The 25,868-nt window shown below is 60.5% G+C and carries 23 protein-coding genes and 1 tRNA gene; 9 read left to right on the top strand and 15 right to left on the bottom strand.

The genetic code is table 11. The features are described from left to right. Window positions 1-7 precede the first annotated feature (7 nt). From ACZ1HH_RS07795 to ACZ1HH_RS07755, 9 genes are all read right to left on the bottom strand, one after another. A complete protein-coding gene (locus tag ACZ1HH_RS07795) occupies window positions 8-814 on the bottom strand; it encodes an ABC transporter permease (protein ID WP_011539042.1) in 807 nt (268 codons plus the stop codon). Further along, window positions 811-1,704: an ABC transporter permease gene (locus ACZ1HH_RS07790; protein ID WP_472637312.1), complete on the bottom strand. Its 894-nt coding sequence runs from the start codon at window positions 1,702-1,704 to the stop codon at window positions 811-813. The genes ACZ1HH_RS07795 and ACZ1HH_RS07790 overlap by 4 nt, the downstream gene beginning before the upstream one ends. A gap of 108 nt (window positions 1,705-1,812) precedes the next feature. After that, the gene (locus tag ACZ1HH_RS07785; protein ID WP_011539040.1) at window positions 1,813-2,520 is read right to left on the bottom strand and encodes a transporter substrate-binding domain-containing protein; all 708 of its coding nucleotides are present in this window, start codon (window positions 2,518-2,520) and stop codon (window positions 1,813-1,815) included. Window positions 2,521-2,559: 39 nt separating this feature from the next. Beyond that, a complete protein-coding gene (locus ACZ1HH_RS07780) occupies window positions 2,560-3,339 on the bottom strand; it encodes an ABC transporter ATP-binding protein (protein WP_011539039.1) in 780 nt (259 codons plus the stop codon). Between the two features lie 180 nt (window positions 3,340-3,519). Further along, a complete protein-coding gene (locus ACZ1HH_RS07775; RefSeq protein WP_472636309.1) occupies window positions 3,520-4,290 on the bottom strand; it encodes a phosphate/phosphite/phosphonate ABC transporter substrate-binding protein in 771 nt (256 codons plus the stop codon). Then, the gene (locus ACZ1HH_RS07770; protein ID WP_011539037.1) at window positions 4,287-4,730 is read right to left on the bottom strand and encodes a tellurite resistance TerB family protein; all 444 of its coding nucleotides are present in this window, start codon (window positions 4,728-4,730) and stop codon (window positions 4,287-4,289) included. The genes ACZ1HH_RS07775 and ACZ1HH_RS07770 overlap by 4 nt, the downstream gene beginning before the upstream one ends. 8 nt (window positions 4,731-4,738) lie before the next feature. After that, window positions 4,739-5,197: a tellurite resistance TerB family protein gene (locus tag ACZ1HH_RS07765; RefSeq protein WP_011539036.1), complete on the bottom strand. Its 459-nt coding sequence runs from the start codon at window positions 5,195-5,197 to the stop codon at window positions 4,739-4,741. A gap of 22 nt (window positions 5,198-5,219) precedes the next feature. Next, the gene (locus ACZ1HH_RS07760) at window positions 5,220-5,513 is read right to left on the bottom strand and encodes a DUF1330 domain-containing protein (RefSeq protein ID WP_472636308.1); all 294 of its coding nucleotides are present in this window, start codon (window positions 5,511-5,513) and stop codon (window positions 5,220-5,222) included. A gap of 210 nt (window positions 5,514-5,723) precedes the next feature. After that, window positions 5,724-8,792, bottom strand: coding sequence for a valine--tRNA ligase (locus tag ACZ1HH_RS07755; protein ID WP_472636307.1), 3,069 nt, complete (start codon window positions 8,790-8,792; stop codon window positions 5,724-5,726). A 761-nt stretch (window positions 8,793-9,553) separates the two neighbouring features. Between ACZ1HH_RS07755 and ACZ1HH_RS07750 the strand changes: the two genes are divergently transcribed. Together ACZ1HH_RS07750 and ACZ1HH_RS07745 are read left to right on the top strand one after the other, a co-directional pair. Continuing rightward, the gene (locus ACZ1HH_RS07750) at window positions 9,554-11,863 is read left to right on the top strand and encodes a xanthine dehydrogenase family protein molybdopterin-binding subunit (RefSeq protein ID WP_472636306.1); all 2,310 of its coding nucleotides are present in this window, start codon (window positions 9,554-9,556) and stop codon (window positions 11,861-11,863) included. Further along, window positions 11,841-12,926 carry a T6SS phospholipase effector Tle1-like catalytic domain-containing protein gene (locus ACZ1HH_RS07745; protein WP_011539032.1) on the top strand — a complete coding sequence of 362 codons (1,086 nt, stop codon included), beginning with the start codon at window positions 11,841-11,843 and terminating at the stop codon, window positions 12,924-12,926. The genes ACZ1HH_RS07750 and ACZ1HH_RS07745 overlap by 23 nt, the downstream gene beginning before the upstream one ends. 21 nt (window positions 12,927-12,947) lie before the next feature. On the opposite strand, the gene ACZ1HH_RS07740 is transcribed toward ACZ1HH_RS07745, so the two are convergent. Further along, window positions 12,948-13,571: a GNAT family N-acetyltransferase gene (locus ACZ1HH_RS07740; RefSeq protein WP_487320231.1), complete on the bottom strand. Its 624-nt coding sequence runs from the start codon at window positions 13,569-13,571 to the stop codon at window positions 12,948-12,950. A gap of 51 nt (window positions 13,572-13,622) precedes the next feature. Here ACZ1HH_RS07740 and ACZ1HH_RS07735 point away from each other — a divergent pair, with 51 nt between their 5' ends. Further along, the gene (locus ACZ1HH_RS07735; protein ID WP_472636304.1) at window positions 13,623-14,627 is read left to right on the top strand and encodes an alpha/beta hydrolase; all 1,005 of its coding nucleotides are present in this window, start codon (window positions 13,623-13,625) and stop codon (window positions 14,625-14,627) included. A gap of 16 nt (window positions 14,628-14,643) precedes the next feature. On the opposite strand, the gene ACZ1HH_RS07730 is transcribed toward ACZ1HH_RS07735, so the two are convergent. Together ACZ1HH_RS07730 and metF are read right to left on the bottom strand one after the other, a co-directional pair. Continuing rightward, window positions 14,644-15,126, bottom strand: coding sequence for a PaaI family thioesterase (locus ACZ1HH_RS07730; RefSeq protein WP_011539029.1), 483 nt, complete (start codon window positions 15,124-15,126; stop codon window positions 14,644-14,646). Window positions 15,127-15,184: 58 nt separating this feature from the next. Continuing rightward, complete coding sequence (gene metF / locus ACZ1HH_RS07725; protein ID WP_011539028.1) at window positions 15,185-16,054, bottom strand: methylenetetrahydrofolate reductase [NAD(P)H]; 870 nt, start codon at window positions 16,052-16,054, stop codon at window positions 15,185-15,187. 157 nt (window positions 16,055-16,211) lie between these two features. Here metF and ACZ1HH_RS07720 point away from each other — a divergent pair, with 157 nt between their 5' ends. Then, window positions 16,212-17,117, top strand: coding sequence for a LysR family transcriptional regulator (locus ACZ1HH_RS07720; protein WP_416368609.1), 906 nt, complete (start codon window positions 16,212-16,214; stop codon window positions 17,115-17,117). A 180-nt stretch (window positions 17,118-17,297) separates the two neighbouring features. Continuing rightward, window positions 17,298-18,083 (top strand): inositol monophosphatase family protein, encoded by a 786-nt coding sequence (locus ACZ1HH_RS07715; protein ID WP_011539026.1) that lies wholly within the window; start codon window positions 17,298-17,300, stop codon window positions 18,081-18,083. Window positions 18,084-18,254: 171 nt separating this feature from the next. On the opposite strand, the gene ACZ1HH_RS07710 is transcribed toward ACZ1HH_RS07715, so the two are convergent. From ACZ1HH_RS07710 to putA, 3 genes are all read right to left on the bottom strand, one after another. Then, the gene (locus ACZ1HH_RS07710) at window positions 18,255-18,641 is read right to left on the bottom strand and encodes a GFA family protein (protein WP_472636303.1); all 387 of its coding nucleotides are present in this window, start codon (window positions 18,639-18,641) and stop codon (window positions 18,255-18,257) included. Window positions 18,642-18,666: 25 nt separating this feature from the next. Further along, the gene (locus tag ACZ1HH_RS07705) at window positions 18,667-19,437 is read right to left on the bottom strand and encodes a rhomboid family intramembrane serine protease (protein WP_472636302.1); all 771 of its coding nucleotides are present in this window, start codon (window positions 19,435-19,437) and stop codon (window positions 18,667-18,669) included. 101 nt (window positions 19,438-19,538) lie between these two features. After that, a complete protein-coding gene (gene putA / locus ACZ1HH_RS07700; protein WP_487320230.1) occupies window positions 19,539-22,946 on the bottom strand; it encodes a bifunctional proline dehydrogenase/L-glutamate gamma-semialdehyde dehydrogenase PutA in 3,408 nt (1,135 codons plus the stop codon). Window positions 22,947-23,058: 112 nt separating this feature from the next. Here putA and ACZ1HH_RS07695 point away from each other — a divergent pair, with 112 nt between their 5' ends. From ACZ1HH_RS07695 to ACZ1HH_RS07680, 4 genes are all read left to right on the top strand, one after another. Then, a complete protein-coding gene (locus tag ACZ1HH_RS07695; RefSeq protein WP_011539022.1) occupies window positions 23,059-23,535 on the top strand; it encodes an Lrp/AsnC family transcriptional regulator in 477 nt (158 codons plus the stop codon). 51 nt (window positions 23,536-23,586) lie between these two features. Beyond that, on the top strand, window positions 23,587-24,156 hold the full coding sequence (locus ACZ1HH_RS07690; protein ID WP_472637311.1) for a tetratricopeptide repeat protein: 570 nt from the start codon (window positions 23,587-23,589) through the stop codon (window positions 24,154-24,156). A gap of 87 nt (window positions 24,157-24,243) precedes the next feature. Continuing rightward, a tRNA-Leu gene (locus ACZ1HH_RS07685) sits at window positions 24,244-24,327 on the top strand. A gap of 360 nt (window positions 24,328-24,687) precedes the next feature. Continuing rightward, window positions 24,688-25,599, top strand: coding sequence for a calcium-binding protein (locus ACZ1HH_RS07680; protein ID WP_472636301.1), 912 nt, complete (start codon window positions 24,688-24,690; stop codon window positions 25,597-25,599). Window positions 25,600-25,868: the final 269 nt, after the last annotated feature.

Genomic DNA, 25,868 nt, shown 5'->3' with positions numbered 1-25,868 from the left:
CGCGCCCTTAGCGCATCAGCTGCGGGCGCACCCGGATCTTGCGGCGCAGCTCCTGTGGCATATGCCGGTTGAGCCGCGTGTTGATCATTCCAAACACCGCGATGATCGCCAGCGTCAGCAGGATGAAATAGAACGCAAGGATCGGGTAGGGGACGAACGGGTTGAAGGTCTTATCCGCGAAGTAGTTCGCGTAATACAGCGCATCGCCCTTTTGGCGCCACGCCGGAAAGCCCGAGAAATAGACCAGTGTCGTGGCGTGGAACAGAAAGATCGCCTCGTTGGTATAGGCGGGCCAGGCCAGCCGCATCATGGTGGGCCAGATCACCCTGCGAAAGCGGCTCCAGCCCGACAGACCATAGGCGTCGGCGGCTTCGAGGTCGCCTTTGGGGATCGAGCGCAGCGCGCCGTAGAAGATCTCTGCCGAATAGGCCGAGGTATTGAGGAACAGCACGATCAGCGCACCAAGCCAGGCCGCCGAGAGCGGATCAAAGATCGGTGAAACACTCTTGAGCGACAGGAACACGAAATAGGCAAAGAAGAACTGGATGAACAGCGGCGAGCCCCGGAACACAAAGATGAACCCGTTTGCCGGTGCGCGCAGCCAGCGCTTGTGGGAGTTCTTCGCCACCGCGAGGGCATTGGCAAAGAAGAACCCGGTGAAAATCGCAATCGCGCCGAAGTAGACGTTCCAGATCAGGCCGGAACCGATCAGGACAAATTGATCGCAGAGCGTAAAGTCACTGCGCGGCAGCAGCCGTTCGCCAATCCCGATTGAGCGCAGCGCATAGGCCTGAAAGGTTTCAAAGCAGCTCATGTTGCGGCTCCTTCGGCTTTGCGTTGGGCTTCGCCGGCGAGGGTGGCCTGCCCATGGGACAGGCGGCGGGAAATACGGGCCAGGACGATTTCAGAGACCTTGGTAAAGGCGAGGTAGAACACCAGAAGCGCAAGGAAGTACCACATGCGCCAGTCGCCGTGGGGGTAGTCGGTGAAGCGGGTGGTTTTTGACCCACCCAGCTCGCGGGCCCAATAGACGATGTCTTCGACGCCGAGCAGGAACAGAAGCGGCGTCGCCTTGATGAGAACCATCCAAAGGTTCGAGAGCCCCGGCAGCGCATAAACCCACATCTGCGGCACTAGAACACGCCAGAAGGTCTGGCGTGGGGACATCCCATAGGCTTCGGCGGTTTCGATCTGCGCACGCGGCACCGCGCGCATGGCCCCAAACAACACGTTGGCGGCAAAGGCGCCAAACACGATGGCAAAGGTCAGGACCGCGAGGCTGAAGCCATAGATCTCATGGAACCACTGCGGGTCGGTATTGAGCGGCATCTTGGCGGCCTGGCAGACGATAAAGTCGTTGCCCTGCCGGATCGGCTCGTCCCAGTCCGGACATTTCACCTGATGGCGCAGCCATTCGATCCCCTGATCGAGCGCGATCACAAAGAACAGGAAGAAGGCAATATCAGGCACCCCCCGTACCACGGCGATGTAGCCTTTGCCGAACCAAGCCAGCGGCAGGACACGCGAACGTGCGGCGCTGGCGCCAAAGAAACCAAAGGCCAGCGCCATCGGGGCGGTGACCGCCAGCAGCAACAGAACCGTCCCAAAGGACATGTAAAAAGCCCAATGCTTGCCGGTAGTGAGGTAGCAACTCAGCCACTGCAAGCCCTCGAGCGTGGCCGGATCAGAGCAATAGGAAAAAATGGCGGGCCTCGTCATCTGATGGGGAACGGGCGCGACCGCATGCGCGGTGGCAAAAGTGGAAAGGGGGCCGATGCCCCCCTCCCGTGTTTCAGTCAGGGATCAGGGCGATCAGAACTTGCCCTCGATCTCCCATTTGTCGAGCAGCTCGTTGAGCGAACCGTCTTCTTTCATCGAGGCAATCGCCGCATCGAACTTGCCGCGCATCTCGTCGTCGGACTGACGGAACGCCATGCCGATGCCACCACCGAGGTAGACGTCGCCGAGGAAGACCAGATCGGATTCTTCAACGATCGGTGCGAGGAAGTCCTTGTCGGAGAGCACCACATCGACTTCGCCGGAGTTCACGGCAGCGATGGTCTCATCCGGGGTGGGGAATTCCACCAGGGTGGCGCCGGTTTCGGCCACATGTGCCGCCTGGATGGTGCCGGACTGCGCGGCAACAACGCTTGCGTTCACGTCAACACCTTCGGACAGGGCGGCGTAAGCGGAGGGCGAGGGCTTGGTGTAGCCTTCGGTGAAGGAGACAACTTCCTTGCGCTCGTCGGTGATCGACATGCCCGCGATGATCGCGTCGTAGTTGCCCGACAGCAGGTTCGGAATGATCGAATCCCAGTCGTTGGTGACCCACTCGCAGGTCAGTTCGGCGCGCTTGCACAGCTCATCGCCCAGCTCGCGCTCGAACCCGTCGACTTCACCGGCGTCGTTGATGAAGTTGTAGGGAGGGTAGGCGCCCTCGGTGCCGAGGCGGATGGTGTCGGCCATGGCAAAGGTTGCGGACAGTGCCAGTGCGGCAGAGCCAAGAAGCAGAGATTTCATGTGGTAACTCCCGTTTATTGGTGTTGGTCTGGTTTTTGGTTATTGGGCCTGTCGCGTGGACGACAGGAAGGCCCGCAGCCGTTCACTGCGGGTATTTCCAAAGATCTCGTCGGGGCAGCCTTCTTCTTCGATCAGCCCTTTATGCAGGAACACGATGTGATCGGAGACATCTGCTGCCATACGCATGTCGTGGGTCACGATCAGCATGGTGCGGCCTTCCTTGGCGAGATCCTTGATGACCTTCACGACCTCTTGCTCCAGCTCGGGATCAAGGGCGGAGGTCGGCTCATCAAACAGCAGCGCCTCAGGTTCCATGCAGAGCGCGCGCGCAATCGCTGCTCGCTGCTGCTGGCCACCCGAAAGCTGCGCCGGGTAGACGTCGCATTTGTCGCCGATGCCCACCTGATCGAGATACTTGCGCGCGGATTTCTCCACCTCGTCGCGGTCACGTTTCAGCACGGTCAGCGGCGCTTCCATTACGTTTTGCAGAATGGTCATATGGGACCACAGGTTGAACTGCTGAAACACCATGGACAGATTGGTGCGGATGCGCAGGACTTGCTTGGCGTCCGCGGGCTGGCGGGCGATGCCGCTGCCGCTCCATGTGATCGGTTCGCCCTTGAACAGAATGTCGCCCTGTTGGCTGTCTTCAAGCAGGTTACAGCAGCGCAAAAGGGTGGATTTGCCAGAGCCGGAAGAGCCGATCAAAGACACAACGTCGCCGCGTTTGGCGGTGATATCCACCCCTTTGATCACTTCCAAGTCGCCGTAGGATTTATGCAATCCGCGGATTTCGAGTACAGGGGTGTCGTCGGTCAAGGTTACATCGTCCGGCTGTTATATAAAGTGGCCCCTATTGGACCAACTTTCCGGGCGAATGCAATGCGCAAAGGGGGGGCAACCGGGCGTAAAACGGCAATTTCGCTACGGAAACTGCCAGAAAGCGCAATGTGCGCGCCAAATGCGGCGCGCGCTGCGCAGGCAGTGGCGCGCGTGGTTTCAGCGCGCGCGGGCAAGACGGTCCATCACCAGTGTCGGACCCGGTGGGGTGGGCACTGCAAGGTAGTCGCTCGGGGTGGTCGAGACGATCTTTTTCAGGTGCAGAGTCTCGCGATGTTCAGGCTCCAGCGCCTCGAGCGCGCGCTCCATCGCGGTGCGCAGGATGGTGGCATCCTGTGTCAGCGCAGTGATGAACGGCAGCGCCGGTGTCGGCTCGGTGCGTTCCAGTTCGCATAGGCCTGCCATCAGGTCCGGCTCGTAGTCCAGCAGCATCTGATAGGTGAGCGCATCAAGACTGGCAAAATCCGCACGCCCTTCGGCAACCGCGACTGCCGAGGCCTGGTGGCTGCCGGTTTCGATCAGCTCGCCGGGAAGCATATCGTCTGCACGCATCCGCATCATGGCCGCCGCCCAGCCGGACTGCGACAGAGAGTCATTGTAGGCAAAGCGGGTCCCGGCAAAATCCCGAAGGGGCGTTCCCTTGCGATCGGCTGCGGCGATCAGGACGCTGTTGTAATGCCCCTCCGGACAGCCCGGCAGGCCGTAATCGGGGGTGCCCACCAGTTCCACATCGCCGTAGAGGCGCGCGCGATACGGCAGCCCACAGGTCTGCGCCAGCAACAGATCGGGCGAGCGCCAGACCTGCCACAGATCCATGTCGCGTGTCAGGCTCTCAGGCCCATGGCCGAGTTCGGCGCGGATCGCGGCCCAGAAGGCATCATTTGCAGCAGCGGTTTCGGGGCGATCATACATCGGCAAAGAGGCAATCATGCGTGGGCCTCCGCCCGTTTGCGCGCCATGGCGCTGTCCACGTCATTGACACCCAGAAGATTGGCCGCCAGTCGGATCAGGGCGTCTTCCTCGACGTCACGCTTGCCATCCGACAGCGCCACCTCCCACAAGGTCTCTACCACGCCGGTGCGCTCCTCATAGGGGACAACCTCTTTGATCGCGCGGGTAAAGCGGACCGTGTCCGGAGCCTCAGCTTCCAGCCCTTCGCCCTGTTCGCGCAGGATCTGAGCTGCACCCGCATCCAGCGCAAACCGGCTGCGCAGGATCCGGTCGATCCGGTCCCGCTCGGAGTCGGAATAGACATTGTCGGAACGCGCCAGTCGCACCAGCAGTGCCGTCAGTGCGAGCCGGGCATCCTCGTCTGGTAAAATCGACGGAGCAGGCGCCAATAGCTTATCCAAAAAGTCCTTGAATATCATGCGCTTTCCTACTCCGTTGGTTGCGTGGCCAGCTTGGCGCGGGCACGATCACGCGCCCGTTTGTTGTCGATCACCGACAGGCCCATGGCCTTGCAGGCGTCTTCGACGATCCGGATTTCGCCCTCGTGTTCGCGGTTGTCCGCCAGAACCACTTCCCAGAGCGCATCCAGCGCCGCCAGCCGTTCTTCAAGCCCGGTCGTCTCGCGGATCAGGCGGCCAAACGTGTCCGTCTCAGGCGCTGCGGCATGCAGCTTCTCACAGGTGGCGCGCACCTTGGCGGCCTCCAGCGCATTATGCCCGTAAAGACGCGCCAGAATGCGATCGATCAGGCTGATTTCTTCCAGAAGATAGGCCCGGTCAGACTGTGCGATCCGCACCAGAAGCGCACCAAGCGCCAGTTCCGCATCCGGGTCGGGCAGGTTCGGGCTTTGCGGCGGGCGAAAGGCCTGAAACAGCTTCTTCAGCATCAAAAACTCCTTTTCGGCGGCGTCAGCCGTCGTAGCCTTCGACTATTTCCATATCTCCGGTCGAAACCGGATCTCTGAGCGCCTTGGCCTCTTGGTAGGCGAGGCTGTCATAGCAGGCCTTGGCCGTCGCAAAATCCTCAAACTCAATCACAACGGTGCGCGCGCGCGTCTGTCCTTCGCGCACCTCTTTGGCGCCGCCTCGAACCAGAAATCGCGCGCCATACTCACGAAAGGGGGCCGCGTTGGCGTCAATATACGCCTTATAGCGCTCCATGTCGTCAATATCGACATGCGCCACCCAATACCCTTTGGCCATTTTCGTTCCCCATGTAGTCCGGGCCGGTGACCGGCCTCTCGTGTTCTGCACCCAAGCTGTACCAGATCCCGGGCTTTGGCAATCACCACCTATAGGCGATTGATGATAATTTCACGGGGAAAGCCCCTCTGCCAGTCGCCAAGATGCTTAGCAGTGCAGACAAAAACGCCCGAACCAAGGGCCCGGGCGTTTCAGAGTGTGATCTGTCGGTCAGCCGATTTCGGCAAGCCGCGAGAGCGCCTCTTTGAGCTTGGTCTCTTCCTCTTCGCGCGCGGCGAGGTTTTCGCGGGCTTCCTCGACCACCTCTTCGGGGGCGGAGGCGATGAACTTCGGATTGTTCAGACGTCCGCGCAGACCACCGAGTTCCTTGGCGAGTTTTCCAAGCGATTTTTCAAGCCGGGCCTTTTCGCCGTCGATGTCGATGATGTCCGCGAGCGGCAGCAGGAACGACGCCCCCGGCGCAGAGATCGACACGCAGCCTTTGGGGGCGGTCTCGACTTTGGACAGGCTTTCAATCCGCGCCAGACGTTTGATCAGCGTCTCGTTGGCCTCCCATGCGGCCTGACCGGCTGCATCAATCTCCGTCACGAGCATCTCCACATAGAGCCCAGCGGGCACATGCATCTGCGCGCGGGCGGAGCGGGTGTTCTCAATGACGGAAATGACCCAGTTCATCTCTGCATCGGCTTCGGGCTTTACCAGATCGGCGGCCTTGTAGGTCGGCCAATCTGCATGCACCAGCATCTTGGCGCGCGGGCCGGTGGCGCCCCAGAGCTCTTCGGTGATGAAGGGCATAATGGGGTGCAAGAGGATCATGCACTGATCCATGACCCAGCGCATTGTGGCGCGGGTTTCGGCCTGTGCCTCGGTATCATCGCCTTGCAGCAGCGGCTTGGAGAGCTCCACATACCAGTCGCAGACCTTGCCCCAGACAAAGCCATAAAGCGCTTGCGCCGCATCGTTGAAGCGGAATGTTTCCATCGCCTCGTCCACTGCTTCGCGCACGCGGGCGGTCTCGCCCACGATCCAAGCGTTGACGGCCGCCTTGGGGGCAAGGTCGTCCACGGTCAACTGCGGTACGGCGTCGGTAAAGACCTCGTTCATCTCGGCAAAACGCACCGCGTTCCAGAGTTTGGTGCCAAAGTTGCGGTAGCCCGCGATGCGCTGCATATCGAGCTTCAGCACGCCGCCAAGGCTCGCCATCGCCGCATTGGTAAAGCGCAGAGCATCAGCGCCATACTCTTCGATGATCTCAAGCGGGTCGATGACGTTGCCGGTGGATTTCGACATCTTCTTGCCCTTGGCATCACGCACAAGGCCATGAAGATAGACGGTGTCAAAGGGGATACGCTCTTGCACCGGCAGGTTTTCGTCCAGCACCGCCAGCTGCATCATCATCATCCGTGCAACCCAGAAGAACAGGATGTCCTGACCGGTGACAAGGGTCGAGGTCGGGAAATACTTCGAGGTCTCCTCGGTCCATTCCGGCCAGCCCAGCGTGCCGATCGGCCAGAGGCCGGAAGAGAACCAGGTGTCCAGAACGTCGGGGTCGCGACGAAGTTGAACCGATTCAAGGATCACCGCATCGGGGGTTGCAATGAACTCAAAGCCATCTTCGCCGATGGAGACCTGTACATCTTCACCATAGTAGTCTTTGGCTTGTTGAAGAATCTCTTCTTTGGATGCACCACAAAATGCCTTTGTGGCGACTTTGTTTTTGTCAAATGGATCAGGCAGATCTTTTTCAGGCCCGTACCAAACCGGGATCTGGTGACCCCACCACAGCTGGCGGGAAATGCACCAGGGCTCGATGTTCTCGAGCCAGTGGTAATAGGTCTTCTCGCCCGATTCAGGCAGGATTTTCACATCACCATCGCGCACAGCATCGAGCGCCGGGCCGACAACCTTTTCGGCGTCCACGAACCATTGGTCGGTCAGCATAGGTTCGATCACGACTTTGGAGCGGTCGCCAAAGGGCTGCATGATCGGTTTGTTTTCAACCATCGGCACCGTCTCGGTGACCTCGGTCTCATTGCCGTCCTCATCCGTCACCGTTTTGGTGATCTCGGACATGACCGCCAGACCCTCGTCGGTGATTTCCTGCACCACCAGCTTGCGCGCCTCAAAGCGGTCCAGCCCGCGCAGATGATCGGGCACGAGGTTGATTGCATCTACCTCGTTTTCAGTGAACGCCGCACCCTTCGCGTGGGCTTGGGCCTTTGCCGCTTCTTCGGCATAAGGCGCACCATCAGCGCGCATTGCGCCTTTCATGTCCATCAGACGGTACATCGGGATGCCGCCGCGCTTGGCGACCTGATAGTCGTTGAAGTCATGCGCGCCGGTGATCTTTACGGCACCGGAACCAAAATCCTTGTCCGGGTATTCATCGGTGATGATCGGGATCTGACGGCGGTGCTCCTTGGGGCCGACCGGGATTTCGACCAGCTTGCCCACGATCGGCGCATAGCGTTCGTCCGAAGGGTGCACCGCAACCGCGCCGTCGCCTAGCATGGTCTCGGGGCGGGTGGTCGCGATGGAGATATAGTCGCGCTCTTCTTCGAGCGTGACGTTCCCGTCCTCGTCCTTCTCGATGTAGGTATAGGTCTCCCCTCCGGCGAGCGGATATTTGAAGTGCCACATGTGGCCCGCAACTTCGATGTTTTCGACCTCAAGGTCGGAAATCGCGGTCTCAAAATGCGGGTCCCAGTTCACCAGTCGCTTGCCGCGATAGATGAGGCCCTTGTTGTACATTTCCACAAAGACCTTGATGACGGCGTCGTGGAAGTTGGGCGAGTTTTCATGACCCGTGCGGGTGTCCCCCTGCGCGCCCGCCATGGTGAAGGCGGTGCGCTCATAGTCACACGACGCGCCGAGGCGCTTGAGCTGGTTGATGATGGTGCCGCCGGATTGCTCTTTCCATTCCCATACTTTTTCAAGGAATTTTTCACGACCCAGCTCACGGCGTGAAGGCTGCTGAGTTTCGGCGAGCTTGCGCTCCACCACCATCTGCGTCGCGATGCCCGCGTGGTCTGTGCCGGGCTGCCAGAGCGTGTCATAGCCCTGCATGCGTTTCCATCGGATCAGGATGTCCTGCAGCGTATTGTTGAACGCGTGCCCCATGTGCAGAACGCCGGTGACATTGGGCGGCGGGATCATGATGCAGTATGTCGAGGCGCCCGGTTTGGCATTTGCGCCAGCGGTAAAGCAGCCCGCTTTTTCCCAGGCGTCAAACAGGCGGCTCTCCGCCTCGGCTGCGTTAAAGGTCTTGTCCAGTGCCATATCAGATGCCCCGTGCGTCACGTCTTGGAGTATATATGTGCAGGCCATCGCCCGCGGTTGTCCTTCCAATAACGAATGCCGCCCCAAAGGGAAAGTGTCGAACCCACAGCGGGGACTTGCAGAATTTTCTTTGTCGGCCCGCGCTGATAACCGGCTCTTAAGTCTTATTTGAAATAAAGGTCATCAAGGGACGCAGCCCACCCCACTCACCACTCCCAACTGCGTGCCCCCCTCATAGAAAGTCTCGGCTTTCGTGCCCGGTCAGGTCTGACGCGTATGCCGCGAACCTGTCCGGGTACACGAGTTTCTGCAGCTTTTTCAGGCGAGCCATACGCTTCATGTCATGACCTGACACGGCGATACACGTGCCAGCTGACTCGCGTCCTGTTTAGCGATCTCGTCTGGGCGCCCCGTATTCGCGGTGTCGAGTGGGTGCTTCAGGGCGAGAAGACTCCCAATCAAGTCAGAGTTTTTGCTGCACTTGCCTTAGATGATCGCAGGTGGGCGTTCTGCAACTTACGTTGGGTTTGAGACCGGCGAGCATTTTCAGCTTTGAAGGTCAAAGCAAAAGGGCACGGCGCCTGCGCCACCGCGATGCGCCTCGCGCAGCGCAATTCCTCAAATGGTGGGTACGACCTTGAGTGCCTTCGACGGCGCCAGAAGGCAGAAATTTCTTACACCACGGGCGCGGGATCACTGGACAAGCCTGTCGCGCACAGTAGGCTCCGCCCAAGCTGAGCGCAGGCAAAGGGAGCCATCCGATGAACCAACGGGTCGAAAAATTTGGGAAGAGCCAGCCGCTCGCACGGGTGGAGGACCAGCGTCTGCTGACCGGACAGGGGCGCTACATCGAGGATACCATGCCTGCGGGGGCATTGCGGGCCTATGTGTTTCGCAGCCCCGTCGCGCATGGCGAGATCACCACGCTCAATGTCGATGATGCGCGCGCAGCCGACGGCGTGCATCTGGTGATTACGCAGGCCGATCTGGTTGATGCGGGGATTGAGGCCACGCTTGATGGTGCTTTGGTCAAGAATATCGACGGCAGCAAGGCTGCAGCTCCCGAACGGCCGGTGCTGGCAGGGCACCGCGTGCGCTATGTCGGGGAGCCCGTGGCCGTGGTCATCGCCGACACCATGGATCAGGCGCGTGACGCCGCCGAATTGATCGAGTTTGACTACGAGGATCTCGACGTAAAGCTAGATCTGGCCGCAGGCGGCGCAGAGATTCATCCCGAGGCACCTCAGAATCGCGCCTTCAACTGGGGGCTTGGCGACAAGGCTGCAACCGATGCGGCCTTTGAAACTGCCGCTCATACGGTCAGCCTGCAGGTCGACGACAACCGCATCATCGTCAACGCGATGGAGCCGCGCGGCTGTCACGCCACCTGGCAGGATGGGCGCATGCATTTTTACTATGGCGGGCAGGGCGTCTGGTCCATGAAGGAGCAGTTGGCCAAGAAAATGCATCTCCCCGCCGAAGATGTACATGTGGTGACGCCGGATGTGGGCGGCGGCTTTGGCATGAAAGCAATGCCCTATCCGGAGTATTTTTCCGTCGCCTATGCAGCCAAGGTGCTGGAGCGGCCCGTGGGCTGGATGTCGGATCGCACCGAAGCCATGCTGAGCGACAATGGCGGGCGGGATCTCACCTCTCTGGCCGAACTGGCCTTTGACGCGGATCTGAAGATCACCGCTTACCGCGTCCATACGCATTGCAATCTCGGCGCCTATAACTCTCATTTTGGCCAGCCCATTCAGACCCAGCTGTTTTCTCGGGTGCTGGCAGGGGTTTACGACATCCAGACCGCGTGGCTCGAAGTGGATGGGATCTATACCAACACCACGCAGGTGGATGCGTATCGCGGGGCGGGGCGGCCCGAGGCGATTTATGTGCTCGAGCGGGTCATCGACCGGGCGGCGCGCGATCTTGGCGTTGATCCGATGGAACTGAGGCGCAGGAACTTCATCGCGCCGCAGAAGTTTCCCTATAAGACCGTCACCGATGAGACCTATGACGTGGGGGATTTCAACCTCGTGCTCGACCGTCTCATCAAAGAATCGGATCTGGCCGGGTTCGAGGCGCGGCGCGCGCAGGACGCGGCAGAAGGTCGTTACCGGGGCGCGGGCCTTTGTTACTATATCGAAAGTATTTTGGGCGATCCTTCAGAGACTGCAGACGTCGAGTTTCTGGAGGACGGCAGGGTGAACATCTATGTGGGTACGCAAAGCAACGGTCAAGGGCATGAAACTGTCTTTGCGACGTTCCTTGCGGACCAGACCGGCATCCCCGTCAGCGCCATTTCGGTTGTCCAGGGCGACAGTGACCGCATCGCCAAGGGCGGCGGTACCGGCGGCTCTCGTTCCGTGACCACACAGGCCAATGCCACATTGGCCACCGTCGACAAGATGGTGGCCGCCTTCACCCCCTTCCTTGCCGAAGAAATGGGCGTGGATGAGGAGGCTGTCGACTTTGATGGTGAGACCTTCCGCGCGCCGGGGTCCAATCTCACCCCGACTGTGCTTGAGGCGGCTGACCTGGCCCGTAAAAAGGGGCGCGTAGACCTGTTGCGCCATCAGGCCGAAGCATCACTGCCGGGACGTTCCTTCCCCAACGGGGCCCATCTCGCCGAGGTCGTGATCGACCGTGAAACCGGGCAGGCCCGCGTTGACCGCTATACGGTGGTTGATGATTTTGGAAATCTTATCAACCCCATGCTGGCCGAAGGTCAGGTGCATGGCGGGGTCGCTCAGGGGCTAGGGCAGGCAATGCTTGAACATGTGGTCTACGACGCGGATGGCCAGTTGCTCACGGCAACGTTCATGGACTACGCGATGCCGCGCGCCGAAGATATGCCTTGGGTGGATTTCACCTCGGAGCCGGTGCCATCGACGCAGAACCCGATGGGGATGAAGGGCTGCGGCGAGGCGGGCACGGTTGGGGCCCTCGCAGCAGTGGCCAATGCGGTTCAGGATGCGCTCTGGGATCAGGGCATCCGGCAGGTGGATATGCCGTTCACGCCGGTCAAACTTTGGGAGTTGATGAGGGATGTTTCTCAAGCGGCTGAGTAAATCAGTTCTGGGAGTGTTCGGGCGGCGTCGGCTGCTGTCAGCGCACTCGTCAGAGACCGCTTCGCGCGGTCCGCAATCTCATGTGATCATCCTTGACGGCACTATGTCGACACTCGAACCGGGGCGTGAAACCCATGCGGGAATGGCCTATCGGCTCTGCAAGGAAATGGGGCCGCGGGTCTCTGTTTATTACGAGGCTGGCGTGCAGTGGAACGCCTGGAGCAAGACCGCCGATGTGATGGTTGGGCGCGGCATCAACCGCAAGATCCGCAGCGCCTATGGCTATCTCGCCTCGCGCTATCGCCCCGGCGACAAGATCTATCTTCTGGGCTACTCGCGCGGCGCCTACGCGGCGCGTTCCCTTGCCGGCATGCTCGGCGCAGTTGGGCTGGTGAAAACAGAACACGCCACCGTGCGCCACATCCGCACCGCCTATCGCCACTACCAGATGGGAAGCGGCCATGAGGTACGACAAGCCTTTCGCAACGCTCATTGCCACCCGGAGATCCAGATTGAGATGGTCGGAGCCTGGGACACCGTAAAGGCGCTGGGCATTCGCCTACCGATCCTGTGGCGCTGGTCGCAAGTGCAACACGCGTTCCATGATCAGAAACTGGGGGATCACGTCCGGGCGGGCTATCACGCGTTGGCCATGGACGAGACGCGCGAAGCCTATGCACCGGTGCTGTGGCAAACCTCGCCAGACTATTCAGGCCAGCTTGAGCAGGTCTGGTTTCGGGGCTCTCATGGCGATGTTGGCGGTCAGATTGGCGAATGTGACGCCGCCCGCCCGCTGGCCAACCTGTCGTTGGTCTGGATGCTGGAACGCGCAGAGATGTCGGGCCTGCCGCTGCCGCGGGACTGGCGGATGCGTTTTCCGGTGGATCCCGATGCACCTTCGGTGGGCACGTGGTCGGGCTGGGGCAAGATCTTTCTGATCCGCAGCCGACGCAAGATCGGTCTCGACCCGAGTGAGCGCGTGCATCCCAGTGTTCAGATAGCAAAAAAGCCCAACAAGACAGCCGGGTGGCTCGGTATCTTTATGCGCCAAACCCGCCTCTAGGCGCCGCAGTGCAGGCCTGTTCTAGAGCTGTACTGGCCGGAGCGTTTTGACCATTTCTGTCGCCGTCGAGAACCCAAAAAGCGGCGCCAGAATACCAAGCTTTTTCTCACGGCCGGGGACGAAGCCTTCGCGCTCATAGAGCGCTCGGGCACGCGGATTGGTGTCGATGACATCAAGGCGCAGGCGCTGCAATCCGGCGCTTTCGGCACGGTCCATTAGCGCGTGCAGCAATTTGGTGCCGACCCCGAGTCCGCGGGCCTCTGGTTCAACAAAAATCCCGTCCATCAGCAGTGTGCCCTCTTCGCAGTTGCGTTCGAGCGTGTGGATCAACAGTCCGCGCCAGGTTGCGCCAATGGAACCATAGACGCGGCTCAGATCGTTGAAATGCCCGCCGATAAAACTGCCACTCGACGTCTTGAACCCGGCCGCACCGAGAAAATCGCCGGTGTCTGAAACCGCGCTGAGGGCGTGCTCCGGGTCGATCACGCGTTCAAAAAAGGCCACCGCCTTGGAAGTGGGCCCCAGCGGGTAGCGCAGTTTGCGTGCAAAGGCCTGCCAATAGCCACGCGCTGCCTGGGCGCGATGCTCCGGGCGAATACCGGCCTCAATCGAGACTTTTTGGCCCATCTGGTTTGAGTTCGCCATCGTCCCTCCCTAAGTCCAGAGAGATATGGATTTTTACAAGGTTACATTCAATTGAAGCCGAGAGTTTTTATTGCCGCGGCGCTCTGTGCTGCATTGCTTGGGGCGTTTGTGTTCTGGCGGCTACTCGATCACGATCTGGAGCGACGCGCTCAGACCACGTTTGAGTTTCGCACCCTAGAGGGACAGATCGCGGGGACGCTCTGGCTGCCGGATGAGCCGTTGCGGGCGGCGGTGGTCTTGGTGCATGGCGATGGCGCTCAAGATCGCACAGCGGGCGGCGGATATGCGCCTTTTATCAACGCGCTCCTGGATCGCGGCATCGCGGTTGCGGCCTGGGATAAGCCCGGCATTGGCGCGTCGGAGGGCGACTGGCAACGACAATCGATGCAGGATCGTGCGCTTGAGGTGCGTGTGGCGCTGGCGCAGCTTGAGGCAGAGATCGCGGAGGTGCCCATCGGTGCCCTTGGGTTTTCGCAGGCAGGCTGGGTGCTGCCCAAACTTGAGCCGGAGGCTGCGGATTTTCTGGTTTTGGTGGGACCTGCGGTCTCATGGCAGGCGCAAGGTGCCTATCACACGCGGGTCCGCTTAGAACGCGCGGGCTACACGCGCGCGGCGATTACGCAGGCGCTGGAGACGTCCGCAGCGCAGGACAAAACCCTGTTTGCCCATGATATTCCCCCGTCGCCGCTGCCAGCGGGGATGACACCCGCGCGCTGGCGCTTTATTCAGATCAATCGCAACAGCGATGCGAGCGCCGATCTTGCAGCCCTTGAACTGCCCCTGATGGCAATCTGGGGCGCGCAGGATCTGAATGTGGACGCGGTGCGGGAATTTGATCGTTATCGAAGCCTGCGCGCGACGGCGGCGGCTGAGACCAATCTGCAGCTATGGCCAGAAGCCACCCATGGCTTGCTGCGCGCGAAAACATATAACTATCAGAGCTTTGATGAGTGGTCTTGGTTTGCGCATGCGCGCTTTGGGCTCGCGGGACGAAGGGCTTATGCGCCGGGGGCGCTGGACGCGATCTCGGACTGGATCCTGGCCAAATCCTCCTGAGCTTTCGGCTGACGCATCAGGGCGCGACTTTCATCACGATGCAGGTGGTTGATCCTGTTGCATAGAGCTTGCCATCTTCTACACCACGGATTTCGCCATGTGCGATCCCGGTCGTGCGCCCGACGTGGTCGATCTCGCCCCAGCAGTCGATGGACATGCCAAGCGGAATCGAGCGCAGAATGTTGATCTTGAATTCAAGCGTTGTGTAGACGGATCCCTTGGGTACCCGCGTCATCACCGCGCAGGCCATGGCGCTGTCAAGAAGCGTGCCGTACCAACCCCCATGCACCGTGCCCATCGGGTTGGTGACATTGAATTCAGGTGCGCCGCGAAACACCACGCGCCCGGGCTCCACACTCTTGAGGCTAAAGCCGAGGGTTTCCCCGATCGGCGGACCGGGTAGGCGGCCTTCAAGGATGGCCGTCATGAAGTCGAGACCGGAGATCTGGGCGACCTTTTCGATCGGCAACAGATCAGAAGGTGTTTCCGCGACGGCCATGGCGTCCTCCTGAATGCATTTCACAAACGTTAGGAGGGCGCCGCAGGCGTAACAAGCGTTACGCGACGTTCTGAAGGCGTGCCTTGGATTTCACACCGAGCGCGTGACACACATCGCGGGTAAGTTCAGGGCGGTTCAGTGTGTAGAAATGCAGCTTCTTGACTCCGCCATCCAGGAGTTCCGTGCAGAGCTCGCTGCACAATGCTGTGGCGAGGAGATCGCATCGATCGTCGCGGTCTGCTTTCTCGAACGCCTCGTCCAGCCAAGCCGGGATCGTGGTGCCGCAGGCCTCTGCAAAACGACGCACGCCCTTCCAGTTTTCAATTGGCAGGATGCCGGGCGTGATCTTGTCAGTGTCGATGCCCGCCTTGGCGCAGGCGTCGCGGAACCGAAAGAAGCTCTCGGCCTCAAAGAAGAACTGCGTGAGCGCCTCATCGGCACCGGCATCAAGCTTGCGCTTGAGCCATTCTACATTGGCCGCTTGGCTGGCGGCTTCCGGATGGCTCTCGGGGTAGGCGCCAACGCGCAGGTTGAACTTGCCGGTTGCGGCGAGCGCCTCAATCAGCTCCACCGAAGAGTTGAACCCGTCCGCGGTCGGCGTGAAACGACCTTCTTCCTTGGGCGGGTCACCGCGCAGGGCCACGATGTCGGTTATCCCGGCTGCTGCATATTGGTCTGCGATATCAAGTGTTTCCTGTCGTGTCGCAGAAACACAGGTCAAATGTGCAGCCACCTTGAGGCCGGAATTCTTGTGCAGGGTCGTCACCGCATCGCGGGTCAGCTCGCGGGTGGTGCCGCCCGCGCCATAGGTCACAGAGACAAAACGGGGCGCCAGCGGCGCCAGTGACTGCACCGTGTCCCAAAGCCGAAAAGAGGCTTCGAGGTTCTTGGGCGGGAAGAATTCAAAGGAAATCTCGGGCGTGGTCACTGTCGGTGCTCCTCGGAGGCGGCGCGCGTTTCACGGCGGGCTCGGAATGTCGTGTTTTGCGACATATGTGTCGCTTCAGGTTTGACCCCTTTTCACATGAGAGCTATCAGTGAATCAAATTCATATTTCTCAAGAACAACATGAGGCAGATCGCAGTATGCACATCGAGTTTCGTCATCTTCGGACCATCAAGGCGATCCACGAGGCCGGTGGGCTGGCGCGGGCGGCGGATCAGCTCAACATCACCCAGAGCGCGCTCAGTCATCAGATCAAGGGGCTTGAAGAGCAGGCGGGGGTAGAGCTGTTTTTGCGCCGCTCAAAACCGATGAAGCTCTCTGCGGCGGGTCTGCGGCTGTTGCGGTTGGCAGAGCAGATCCTGCCGCAAGTTGAGGCTGCGCAAGCAGAATTTGCCGCCCTGCGCGAAGGCGAGGCGGGGCGTCTGCACATCGCAATTGAATGCCACGCCTGTTTTGAATGGCTGTTTCCGGTTCTGGAGGGCTTTCGCAAAAGCTGGGGGGATGTGGATGTGGACATCCGTCCAGGCCTCGCGTTCGAGGCCATGCCCGCGTTGATGCGCGAAGAGGTGGATCTGGTGGTGACCTCCGACCCAGAGGACATGCCGGGGGTCTCCTTTATTGAACTCTTTGATTACAATCCCGTGTTTGTCGCCTCTGCCCAGCACGCGCTTGCCGCAAAGCCCTATGTAGAAGCCGAGGATTTTCGTGGTCAGACCCTCATTACCTATCCCGTAGAGCGCACCCGTCTTGATGTGTTCAGTCAGCTCTTGATCCCGGCGGGCGTGGAGCCTGCGAGCATCAGGAAGGTCGAACTGACGGCGGTGATCTTGTTGTTGGTGGCCTCCAACCGCGGGGTCTCGGTGTTGCCTGACTGGGTTGTGCGCGAGGTGAAGTATTCCTCGGATTATGTGACGCGCCCGCTGACAAAACAGGGCATCACCCGCCGGCTTTATGCAGCGATCCGCAGCGAGGACGAAAGCAAACCGTTCATGCAGGAGCTGATCCGTCTGGCCCGTGTCGAGGCGCGCAAGTTGCAGCAGGTCTAGGGTGGTGGGCGTTGGTCCAATGGAGGCTCAGGGCCCGCACAAGGTGGGGGTAGCGGCTCTTATGCACTGGGTGCATGGCTGAAACTTAACCGCAAAGGGGCTCGCCCCCTTGGCAACTGCGCACAGCCCGTGTATGGGCACCCTTTGACCGACATCTCCCCCGCAAGGACAGCTCGTACAATGATTGGTAGCGCAAATCTCAATGTGATGATCAAGGCCGCTCGCAAGGCAGGCCGCTCTTTGGTGAAAGATTTCCGCGAGGTGGAAAACCTTCAAGTCTCCACCAAGGGGGCTGGCGATTTTGTCAGCCGCGCCGACATTGCCGCCGAAAAGATCCTGAAGGACGAACTCTTGGGGGCGCGTCCGACCTACGGCTGGCTGGCCGAAGAGGGTGGCGAAATCCCGGGTGAAGATCCGACCCGTCGCTGGATTGTGGACCCGCTCGATGGCACCACCAACTTCCTGCATGGCCTGCCGCATTGGGCCGTCTCTATTGCGCTTGAACACAAAGGCAAGATTGTCGCCGGTGTGGTCTATGACGCGGCCAAGGACGAGATGTTCTTTGCCGAAAAAGGCGCGGGGGCCTGGATGAACGAGACCCGTATCCGGGTGTCTGCGCGCCACCGCATGATCGAGTCGATCTTTGCCACCGGCCTGCCGTTTGCCGGTCGTGCCGATTTGCCGGAGACCCTGCAGGATCTGGCCCGCCTGATGCCTGCCTGTGCCGGGGTGCGCCGCTGGGGTGCAGCCGCGCTCGACATGGCCTATGTGGCCGCTGGCCGGTACGAGGGGTTCTGGGAACGTCGCCTTAACGCCTGGGACCTGGCCGCCGGGATTATCATCGTCAAGGAAGCCGGTGGTCTGTGCGAAGCGCTGGATCCCAGCGAGTCGATCATCGAAAGCGGCGAGGTAATCTGCGCGAATGAACCGATTTTTGAGAATTTCACCAAGGTGATCCGCGGCTAAGCTGTCCGAGACCCTGCAGATTTCAGATGTGCAGTGAAAGCCTCACACCCCGGTCGCCGATGGGCGCGCCGGGGTATTTTTGTTTTTGCACGATCCGCACCGTTTCGGATTGAGAGCGCTCCCGGATGCCTCCGGCGGGGATATTTGGAGTTAGAAGAAGGCAGTGGATGGTCAATCACCATCAATGTCGGAGGGGTGATTGACGCCATCGTGCCAGGGGATCTCGCCGTAGGTCTCGGCGTGGGTGCGCGGGTTTCCGGTGTCGATGCAGCCAAGGTTTACGCCGCACTCGGCTGGGTTGGAGCGGCGCTGGTGATAGACGTAGATGCCGCAGGTCTTGCAAAAGTGGTGTTGGGCCGTGTGGGTGCCCCAAGTGTAGAGGCTGAGGTTTTCGGCACCGCGCAGGATCTTCAGGCTCTCTGTGGTGGCTGTGACAGCGGCTGCGCCCCGGCGCAGGCAGAAGGAGCAGTCGCAGCGGCTGGCTGAGGCGAGACCGTTTGGGAAGCGGGCTGAAATTTCGACGGCGCCACAATGGCAGCTGGCAGTATGCGTTTCCATGGGATGCTCCTTTGGGGGCAGTGGGTTACTTGCCCCAAGGGCCGCTGCGAGGCGGTGTGTTGCGGCGGGGGACGCGGGGAATGCGGCTGGCGCTATAGCTGGTTTCTGGATGCGGTGGATGGCCCTGAGTGCGTGACCAGAACCGTGGCCCCCCGCGTATGATCCAGAGCGGCACGGTCAGGGCAAGGCCGACAAAGAAACCACCAGCATGCGCCCAATAGGCGACACCGCCCAGGTTCGGATCGGCGTTGAGGCCACCAAAGAACTGCATCGCAAGCCAGAGCCCTAGCATGATGAAGGCGGGGATCGGGATGATGCGAAAGAAGATGATCAGGATGATGAGAATATCGACGCGGGCCTTTGGAAACATCAGAAGGTAGCCGCCCATGACGCCCGCAATTGCCCCGGAGGCTCCCACCAGTGGCACCATCGAGAGCGGCGCGGACCAGACATGAGCCAACGTCGCTCCCACCCCGCAGATGAGATAGAAGGCGAGAAACGGCAGGTGGCCCATTTCGTCTTCCATGTTGTCGCCAAAGATCCACAGAAACAGCATGTTGCCCGCCAGATGCATGAACCCGCCGTGGATGAACATGGAGGTGAGCAGCGTGAGTGTTCCTTCTCCCATCGTGATCTCTCGTGGGACCGTGGCGAAGCTGGCGTAAAAAAGCGCAAGGCTCCTGTCGGTGGGAAAGCTGGTGGAATACCAGAGAAAGCCCAAAATATTGGCCGCCATCAGCAGGTAGACGACATAAGGCGTTCGGCCGGAGGGGTTGTGATCACGCAGAGGAAACATGCGCTGAAGCTGGGGCGTCGGCGCAGGGAGGTCAAGCGAAATGAAAGGCTTGGGCAGAAGTGCCGCCCGGCGCAGAGGCCGGGCAGCGCATCGTTGTCAGATCAGGCGTTGCCGCCCAGAAGGGCTGCGTTGCCCCCGGCTGCCGTGGTGTCGACACAGACATGGCGTTCAGCGAGCACCCGCGCGCGATCCGGCGCGCCGGGAATGAGCGGCACAATCGGTCCCTCACGCTTGGCGAGGCTCTGTTCGATCTCGCGCCCCGTGTCCGCATCGCCCCACCATAGAACGCCAGAGATCCCATCCATATGCGCCAGCCGGTGCAGGTCCACCATGCCGTCGGCCTCGATGGCGATGCCGCCCAGAGACGCGACCAGTTTGGCCTGTTCAGAGACGGCCTCGGCGCCGGGGCCCGCACAGAGAAGTGGCGGGCGTGCCGAGACCGTGAGGCGGTTTGATTCACCTGTGGGGCCGGGCAGGGAGGTGGTTTCGGGATGTCCGGCTTGGCCGCGTGCCGCGGGGATCTCGCCCATGGTGTCTTTCCATGCGGCGTCAACCTGGCGGCGATCCGGAGCACAGAAACGGGCCAGGTAGTTCGGGCCGCCTGCTTTGGGACCAGTGCCGGAAAGGCCTTCGCCCCCAAAGGGTTGGCTGCCGACAATAGCGCCGATCTGGTTGCGGTTCACATAGATGTTGCCCGCGTGGATGCGGTCGCAGACGTGCTGCACGCGGTCATCGATCCTTGTCTGCAGGCCGAAGGTCAGCCCATAGCCCGTGGCGTTGATCGCGTCGATCACGGCATCAAGCTCGCGCGATTTGAAGGTGGCGACATGCAGCACGGGGCCAAAGATCTCTTCCTTGAGGTCGCTAATCCCGTTGATCGAAATCATTGTCGGCGCCACAAAGGTGCCGCTCTGTGGCGCCTGCATTTCCTTCAGGACGCGCCCCTCAGCGCGGGCCTCGTCGATATGGGCGAGGATCTTGGCGCGCGATCCTTCGTCGATCACTGGGCCGCTGTCGGTCGCAAGATGCCAGGGATCATCCAGATCAAGGAGCTCCATCGCGCCTTTGAGCATCGTCAGCACGTCTTCGGCCACGTCCTCCTGCAGGTAGAGGCAGCGCAGCGCCGAGCAACGCTGGCCTGCAGACTGAAACGCGCTTTCGACCACGGCCTGCACCGCCTGTTCGGGCAGCGCGGTTGAATCGACGATCATCGCATTTAGACCGCCTGTCTCTGCAATGAGAGGCGTGCCGGGGGCGCAATGCTCGGCCATGGCCGAGCGGATCCGCATGGCGGTTGCGGTGGAGCCGGTAAACGCAACGCCGTTGATGCGTGCATCACCCGTGATGGCTGCGCCAACCTTGGAGCCGCGCCCGGGGAGGAACTGCAGCACATCGCGTGGAACACCTGCCTCATGCAGCAGTTCCACGGCGCGGAAGGCCACCAGCGGGGTCTGGTCCGCAGGTTTTGCCAGCACCGCATTGCCGGTGGCAAGCGCAGCCGAAACCTGCCCGGTGAAGATCGCGAGCGGGAAGTTCCAGGGTGAGATGCAGGTGAAGATACCCGCTGGCGCTGCATCCGGGATGCGGGAGGCATAATAGCGCAGGAAGTCCACCGCTTCGCGCAGCTCTGCGACGGCATCCATCTGGGTTTTGCCGGCCTCACGGGCCAAGAGCGCAAAGAGCTCGCCGTAATGCGCCTCATAGAGGTCAGCCGCCTTGTTCAGTGCGGCGGCGCGCTCCTCAGCGGGGGCGTCCCAGGTGTTGGCCGAGGCAAGCGCCAGTTCCACGTCTTCGGCACTGGATTGAGACACGCTGCCGATTTCACTGAGATCGCTTGGGTTTGTGACCGCAACGCGGGCCTCGGGCTGTGCTTCGCCCGCGATCAGCGGAACCGCGTGCCAGGTGGCCTCCCGGAAGGGGGCGCGGGCCTTCTCGATTGCGGCCAAGGTTGGAGCGTGACGCAGATCAAACCCTTTGGAGTTGATGCGCTCGGGCTGGAACAGATTGGGGCCGGTGGGGATATCGGTTGTCAGGTCATCGACCTCCTGGAACGGATCAGCTGCCACCACTTGCGGTGGGACGTCCTCATCAACGATCTGGTTCACAAAAGAAGAGTTCGCACCGTTTTCAAGCAGGCGACGCACCAGATAGGCCAGAAGATCGCGATGCGCGCCCACTGGCGCGTAGATCCGGCAGCGGGTTTTGTTCTGGTCCATCACCATCTGGTGCAGGGTCTCGCCCATGCCGTGCAAGCGCTGGAACTCATAGGCCTGACCTTCTTCGGCCATATGCAGAATGGCGCTGACGGTGTGGGCGTTGTGGGTGGCAAACTGCGGATAGATCCGATCGGTGCGCGACAGGAGTTTGCGTGCATTGGCGATGTAGGACACATCCGTCAGCGCCTTGGAGGTGAAGACCGGGAAACCGTCCATGCCTTCAACCTGAGCGCGCTTGATCTCGGTGTCCCAATAGGCGCCTTTCACCAGGCGAACCATAAAGCGGCGGTCGTATTTTTCGGCCATCTCATAAAGGGCATCAATCGCAAGCCCGGTGCGGGGCCCATAAGCCTGCACCACCACGCCAAAACCGTCCCAACCCTTGAGCGCGGGGTCAGAGATCACTTCTTCGATCACTTCGAGCGACAGCGACAGGCGATCAGCTTCTTCGGCGTCGATGTTGAGCCCCATCTTGGCCGCCTTGGCCAGAAGCGCCAGTGCCTTCAGACGCGGCACCAGCTGTTGCATGACGGACTCTTCCTTGGCGATCTCGTAGCGTGGATGCAGCGCCGAGAGTTTGACCGAGATGCCGGGGTTTTCGCGGATGTCGGTGCTGGTGCAGGCGCTGGCAATGGCCGAAATCGCGCGGGAATAGGCCAGGTGATAGCGCGAGGCGTCTGCCTCGGTACGCGCAGCCTCGCCCAGCATGTCGTAGGAATAGGTATAACCCTTGGCTTCCATGCTCGACGCGCGTTTCATCGCACTCTCGATGGTCTCCCCCAGAACGAACTGACGGCCCATTTCCTTCATGGCGCGGCCCACGGCGGTGCGGATCACCGGCTCGCCCAGCCGTTTGATGGCCCCACGCAGCGCGCCGACGGGGCTCTTTTCCTCGTCCAGAACCTTGCCCGTCAGCATCAGCGCCCAAGTGGAGGCATTGACCAGAGAGGAGGTTGATTTGCCCATGTGCTTACCCCAATCGGAGGGGGCGATCTTGTCTTCGATGAGCGCATCGATGGTGTCCGCATCCGGCACCCGCAAGAGCGCTTCTGCGAGGCACATGAGGGCCACGCCTTCGTCGGTCGATAGGCCATATTCGGCGAGGAACACTTCCATCAAGCCGGGCGAGGAATGGCCACGGATGTCTTTCACCAATTGGGTGGCCGAGGCACAGATGGCGGAGCGATCCGCCTCGGACAGAGCGGCCAGAGCCACCAGCGCATCGCGCATATTGGCCTGATCCACATAGGTGCCGGCATCAATCCGGTCGCGTAGGCGCATATCACGAGTCATGAGTGTTCCCCTTGTTAAGAGATTTTTCCCCTTTTATCGCGTCATCACTGGTCATTTGTCCCGATTGTCGCAATAGTACAGGTCAAATGCGCTTATTTGCGGAGGGTTTTTGATGCAATCGCGTTTCCCGGGGCTGGACCGGTTCGATCAGGCGATTCTGCGCGAGTTGAGCCACAATGGCCGCACCTCCATTTCCGACCTCGCCCGTGCCATTGGTCTCTCAAAATCGCCAACACAGGCGCGGCTCAAGCGGCTGGAGTCCGAGGGCATCATTCAGGGGTACCGGGCAATGATCGATCCGATCCGACTTGGGCTGGATCATGTGGCCTTTGTCGAGGTGAAGCTCACCGACACCCGCGAGGCGGCGCTGGCGTCGTTCAATGCCGCAGTGGTGCAGGTGGCCGAGATCGAGGAGGTGCACATGTTGGCCTCGCATTTCGACTACCTGCTCAAGGTGCGCTGCCGCTCGATGTCGGATTTTCGTGCGATTCTGGGGGAGAAAATCTCTTCGCTACCGCATGTTTCCTCCACCTCGACTTATATGTCGATGCAGTCGGTCAAGGATGATGCAGGGCTGGGGCCGATCTAGCGCGTTCCCATGAGGGCTTGCCAGAGGCTCATTCCGCGCCATTTCTTCGATATGGTTATCCGTTGTTGTGTCCCCGCTCTTGTGTTTCTTTGTGTTGGCTCTGTCGCCGTGGCATCGGAATGTCCGGCTGCCCCGGATCACTCCGGTCCGATTTCCGAGCTATTGGAAGATGTGCAATCCGCTGCAAACGAGCAGGAAGCCCAACGCATCAATACACAGCTCTGGGAATATTGGGCGGATGCCCCCGATGAGCGCGCGCAAGAGATCCTCGATAGTGGCATGTCGCGGCGCGAAGTATATGATTTTGTCGGGGCGCTGGCGGATTTTGATCGTCTGGTCGACTACTGCCCGAATTACGCCGAGTGGTATAACCAGCGTGCCTTTGTTCATTATCTGCGCCGAGACTTTGCTGCGGCGCTGCGCGATCTTGACCGCGCGCTTGCGCTCTCGCCACGTCATGTCGGCGCCATGAGCGGCCGCGCGCTCTCGCTGCTGGGATTGTCGCGTATCGCAGATGCCCGCGAGGCGTTGCGCGCGGCCCTCGATCTGAATCCTTGGCTGTCGGAACGCCATCTCCTTGCGCCGGGCGCCCCGCTTGCGGACGAGTCCATCGACCTGTGACCCGAGAGCAAGCGCCGAAAATCACTGACTTTCCGATTGAACCCACCCGCACGCGCAGGTAGAGCTTGTGGCAATTGGTCCAGCCGCGCGGGCGTGGTGGAATGGTAGACACAGGGGACTTAAAATCCCCAGGCTTTAGCCGTGCGGGTTCGAGTCCCGCCGCCCGTACCAACTGACGAACAGCCCACAAATTGCATCTTGAGCCTCTTATGAGCTCTATGAGCTGGCTATATGGCAGCATCGAACGTCGACGACATCTGATGCAGCATCGGGGTTGTCGACGTAAAACGAGGCGGATCCTGCGCGGTATCAGAGGCTCGGCAGCGCCGTCCTGAGAGGCAGCATGCCGCAAGGGCCCGACGGCATCTTTTCGAATATCAATGCAATTCCGGGGATGGAGCCGGATTGTCCTCGAAATATTGGTAAACAAACCCTGAATATCTAAAAAGCAAGGCAATCATTTGCTCAGGTTTGCGCAAAAAAGTATGGAGTTTAATAAATTCCCTGCTTTCCGGCAAAGGACTCCAACAAATGGCCAATGCGTACCTTCAAAGCCTCCACACCAGCGCGTCTCTTCGGCAGCTCTTGCAGTTGCGTCCCTTTGAGGCGCCCGTGTCATCTGAAATGGGCGATAGCCGGATCGAGTTGGAGGCCGAGAACGGAACGCGCCTTGTTCTTGACGGGTCGTTCTCTTCCGAGGACGAAGGAAGCTGGGTCATTTATGCTCTGGCGCTCTATGACGGGGCCGACACGCTGGTGTCGATCTCGGACATGGCGCTCTCCTACGAGGATTTTTTTGCAGCCAATGGCAGAGAGCGCCTGAACATGGTGTTCGAAGGCGCCGATGAAATCACGTCCAATCTCGGCTCTGGTCTTCGTATGAATTTTCAAGCCGGCGATGACGTTATCACCCTTGGCTTCGGTGATGACGTGGTCAACGGCGGTCGTGGCAACGACACGGTGTCTGCCGGGGCAGGTAATGACACGATCAACGGCAACGCGGGCAGAGACCAGATCAATGGCCATGACGGAGACGACGTCCTGACGGGCGGCGGCGGTCGCGACAAGCTAAACGGTGGTGTTGGAAACGACGTTCTGTCCGGGAACGCGGGACGCGACAAGCTGGTCGGTGGCACTGGCAATGACACGCTCTCTGGCGGTGCGGATGATGATGTCCTGCGCGGTGGAACCGGCGATGACGTTCTGACCGGCGGCGCGGGCGCAGATGTGTTCAAGTTCCGGGCCAATGACCACACCAATGTGATTACAGACTTCGAAGTTGGCGTCGATCACATCGAGGTCCTCAAAGGCGCGCGCGGTATGCGTGGCGTTGATTTTGAGCAAATCGGCGACGATGTAGCGGTCTATTTCGGCAACGTAACCGTGATTGTCCAAGACACCACGGTCGAGTTGATGGACGACAGCGACAACTTCTTGTTCTGAACGTAACTTCGTTGCGAACGTGACGCCGGAGCACTGGCGCCTTTCCTGGTGGGAATGGGCTCAGGGCGTCCGTTCCGTGTTTAGATGGCGTTGGTCTCAAGACCCCTTGCAGCAGATCAATTGATGCGATGCAGCCGGCGCTGCACCACCGAAGGCGTTGCGCGCCCTGGGCGGCACTAGGTGTTCGGACTGTCGTCTGATACCGGCAAGTGAAAGCGTCATTTCCAATCTGTGCGGCCATTTGCATGCGTCGCGTGCCCACACAGGTT

This window comes from Epibacterium sp. HA2-3 (assembly GCF_055693725.2).
Note: the sequence above shows the minus strand (reverse complement) of the source record. Positions and strands in the feature narration are given on the sequence as shown.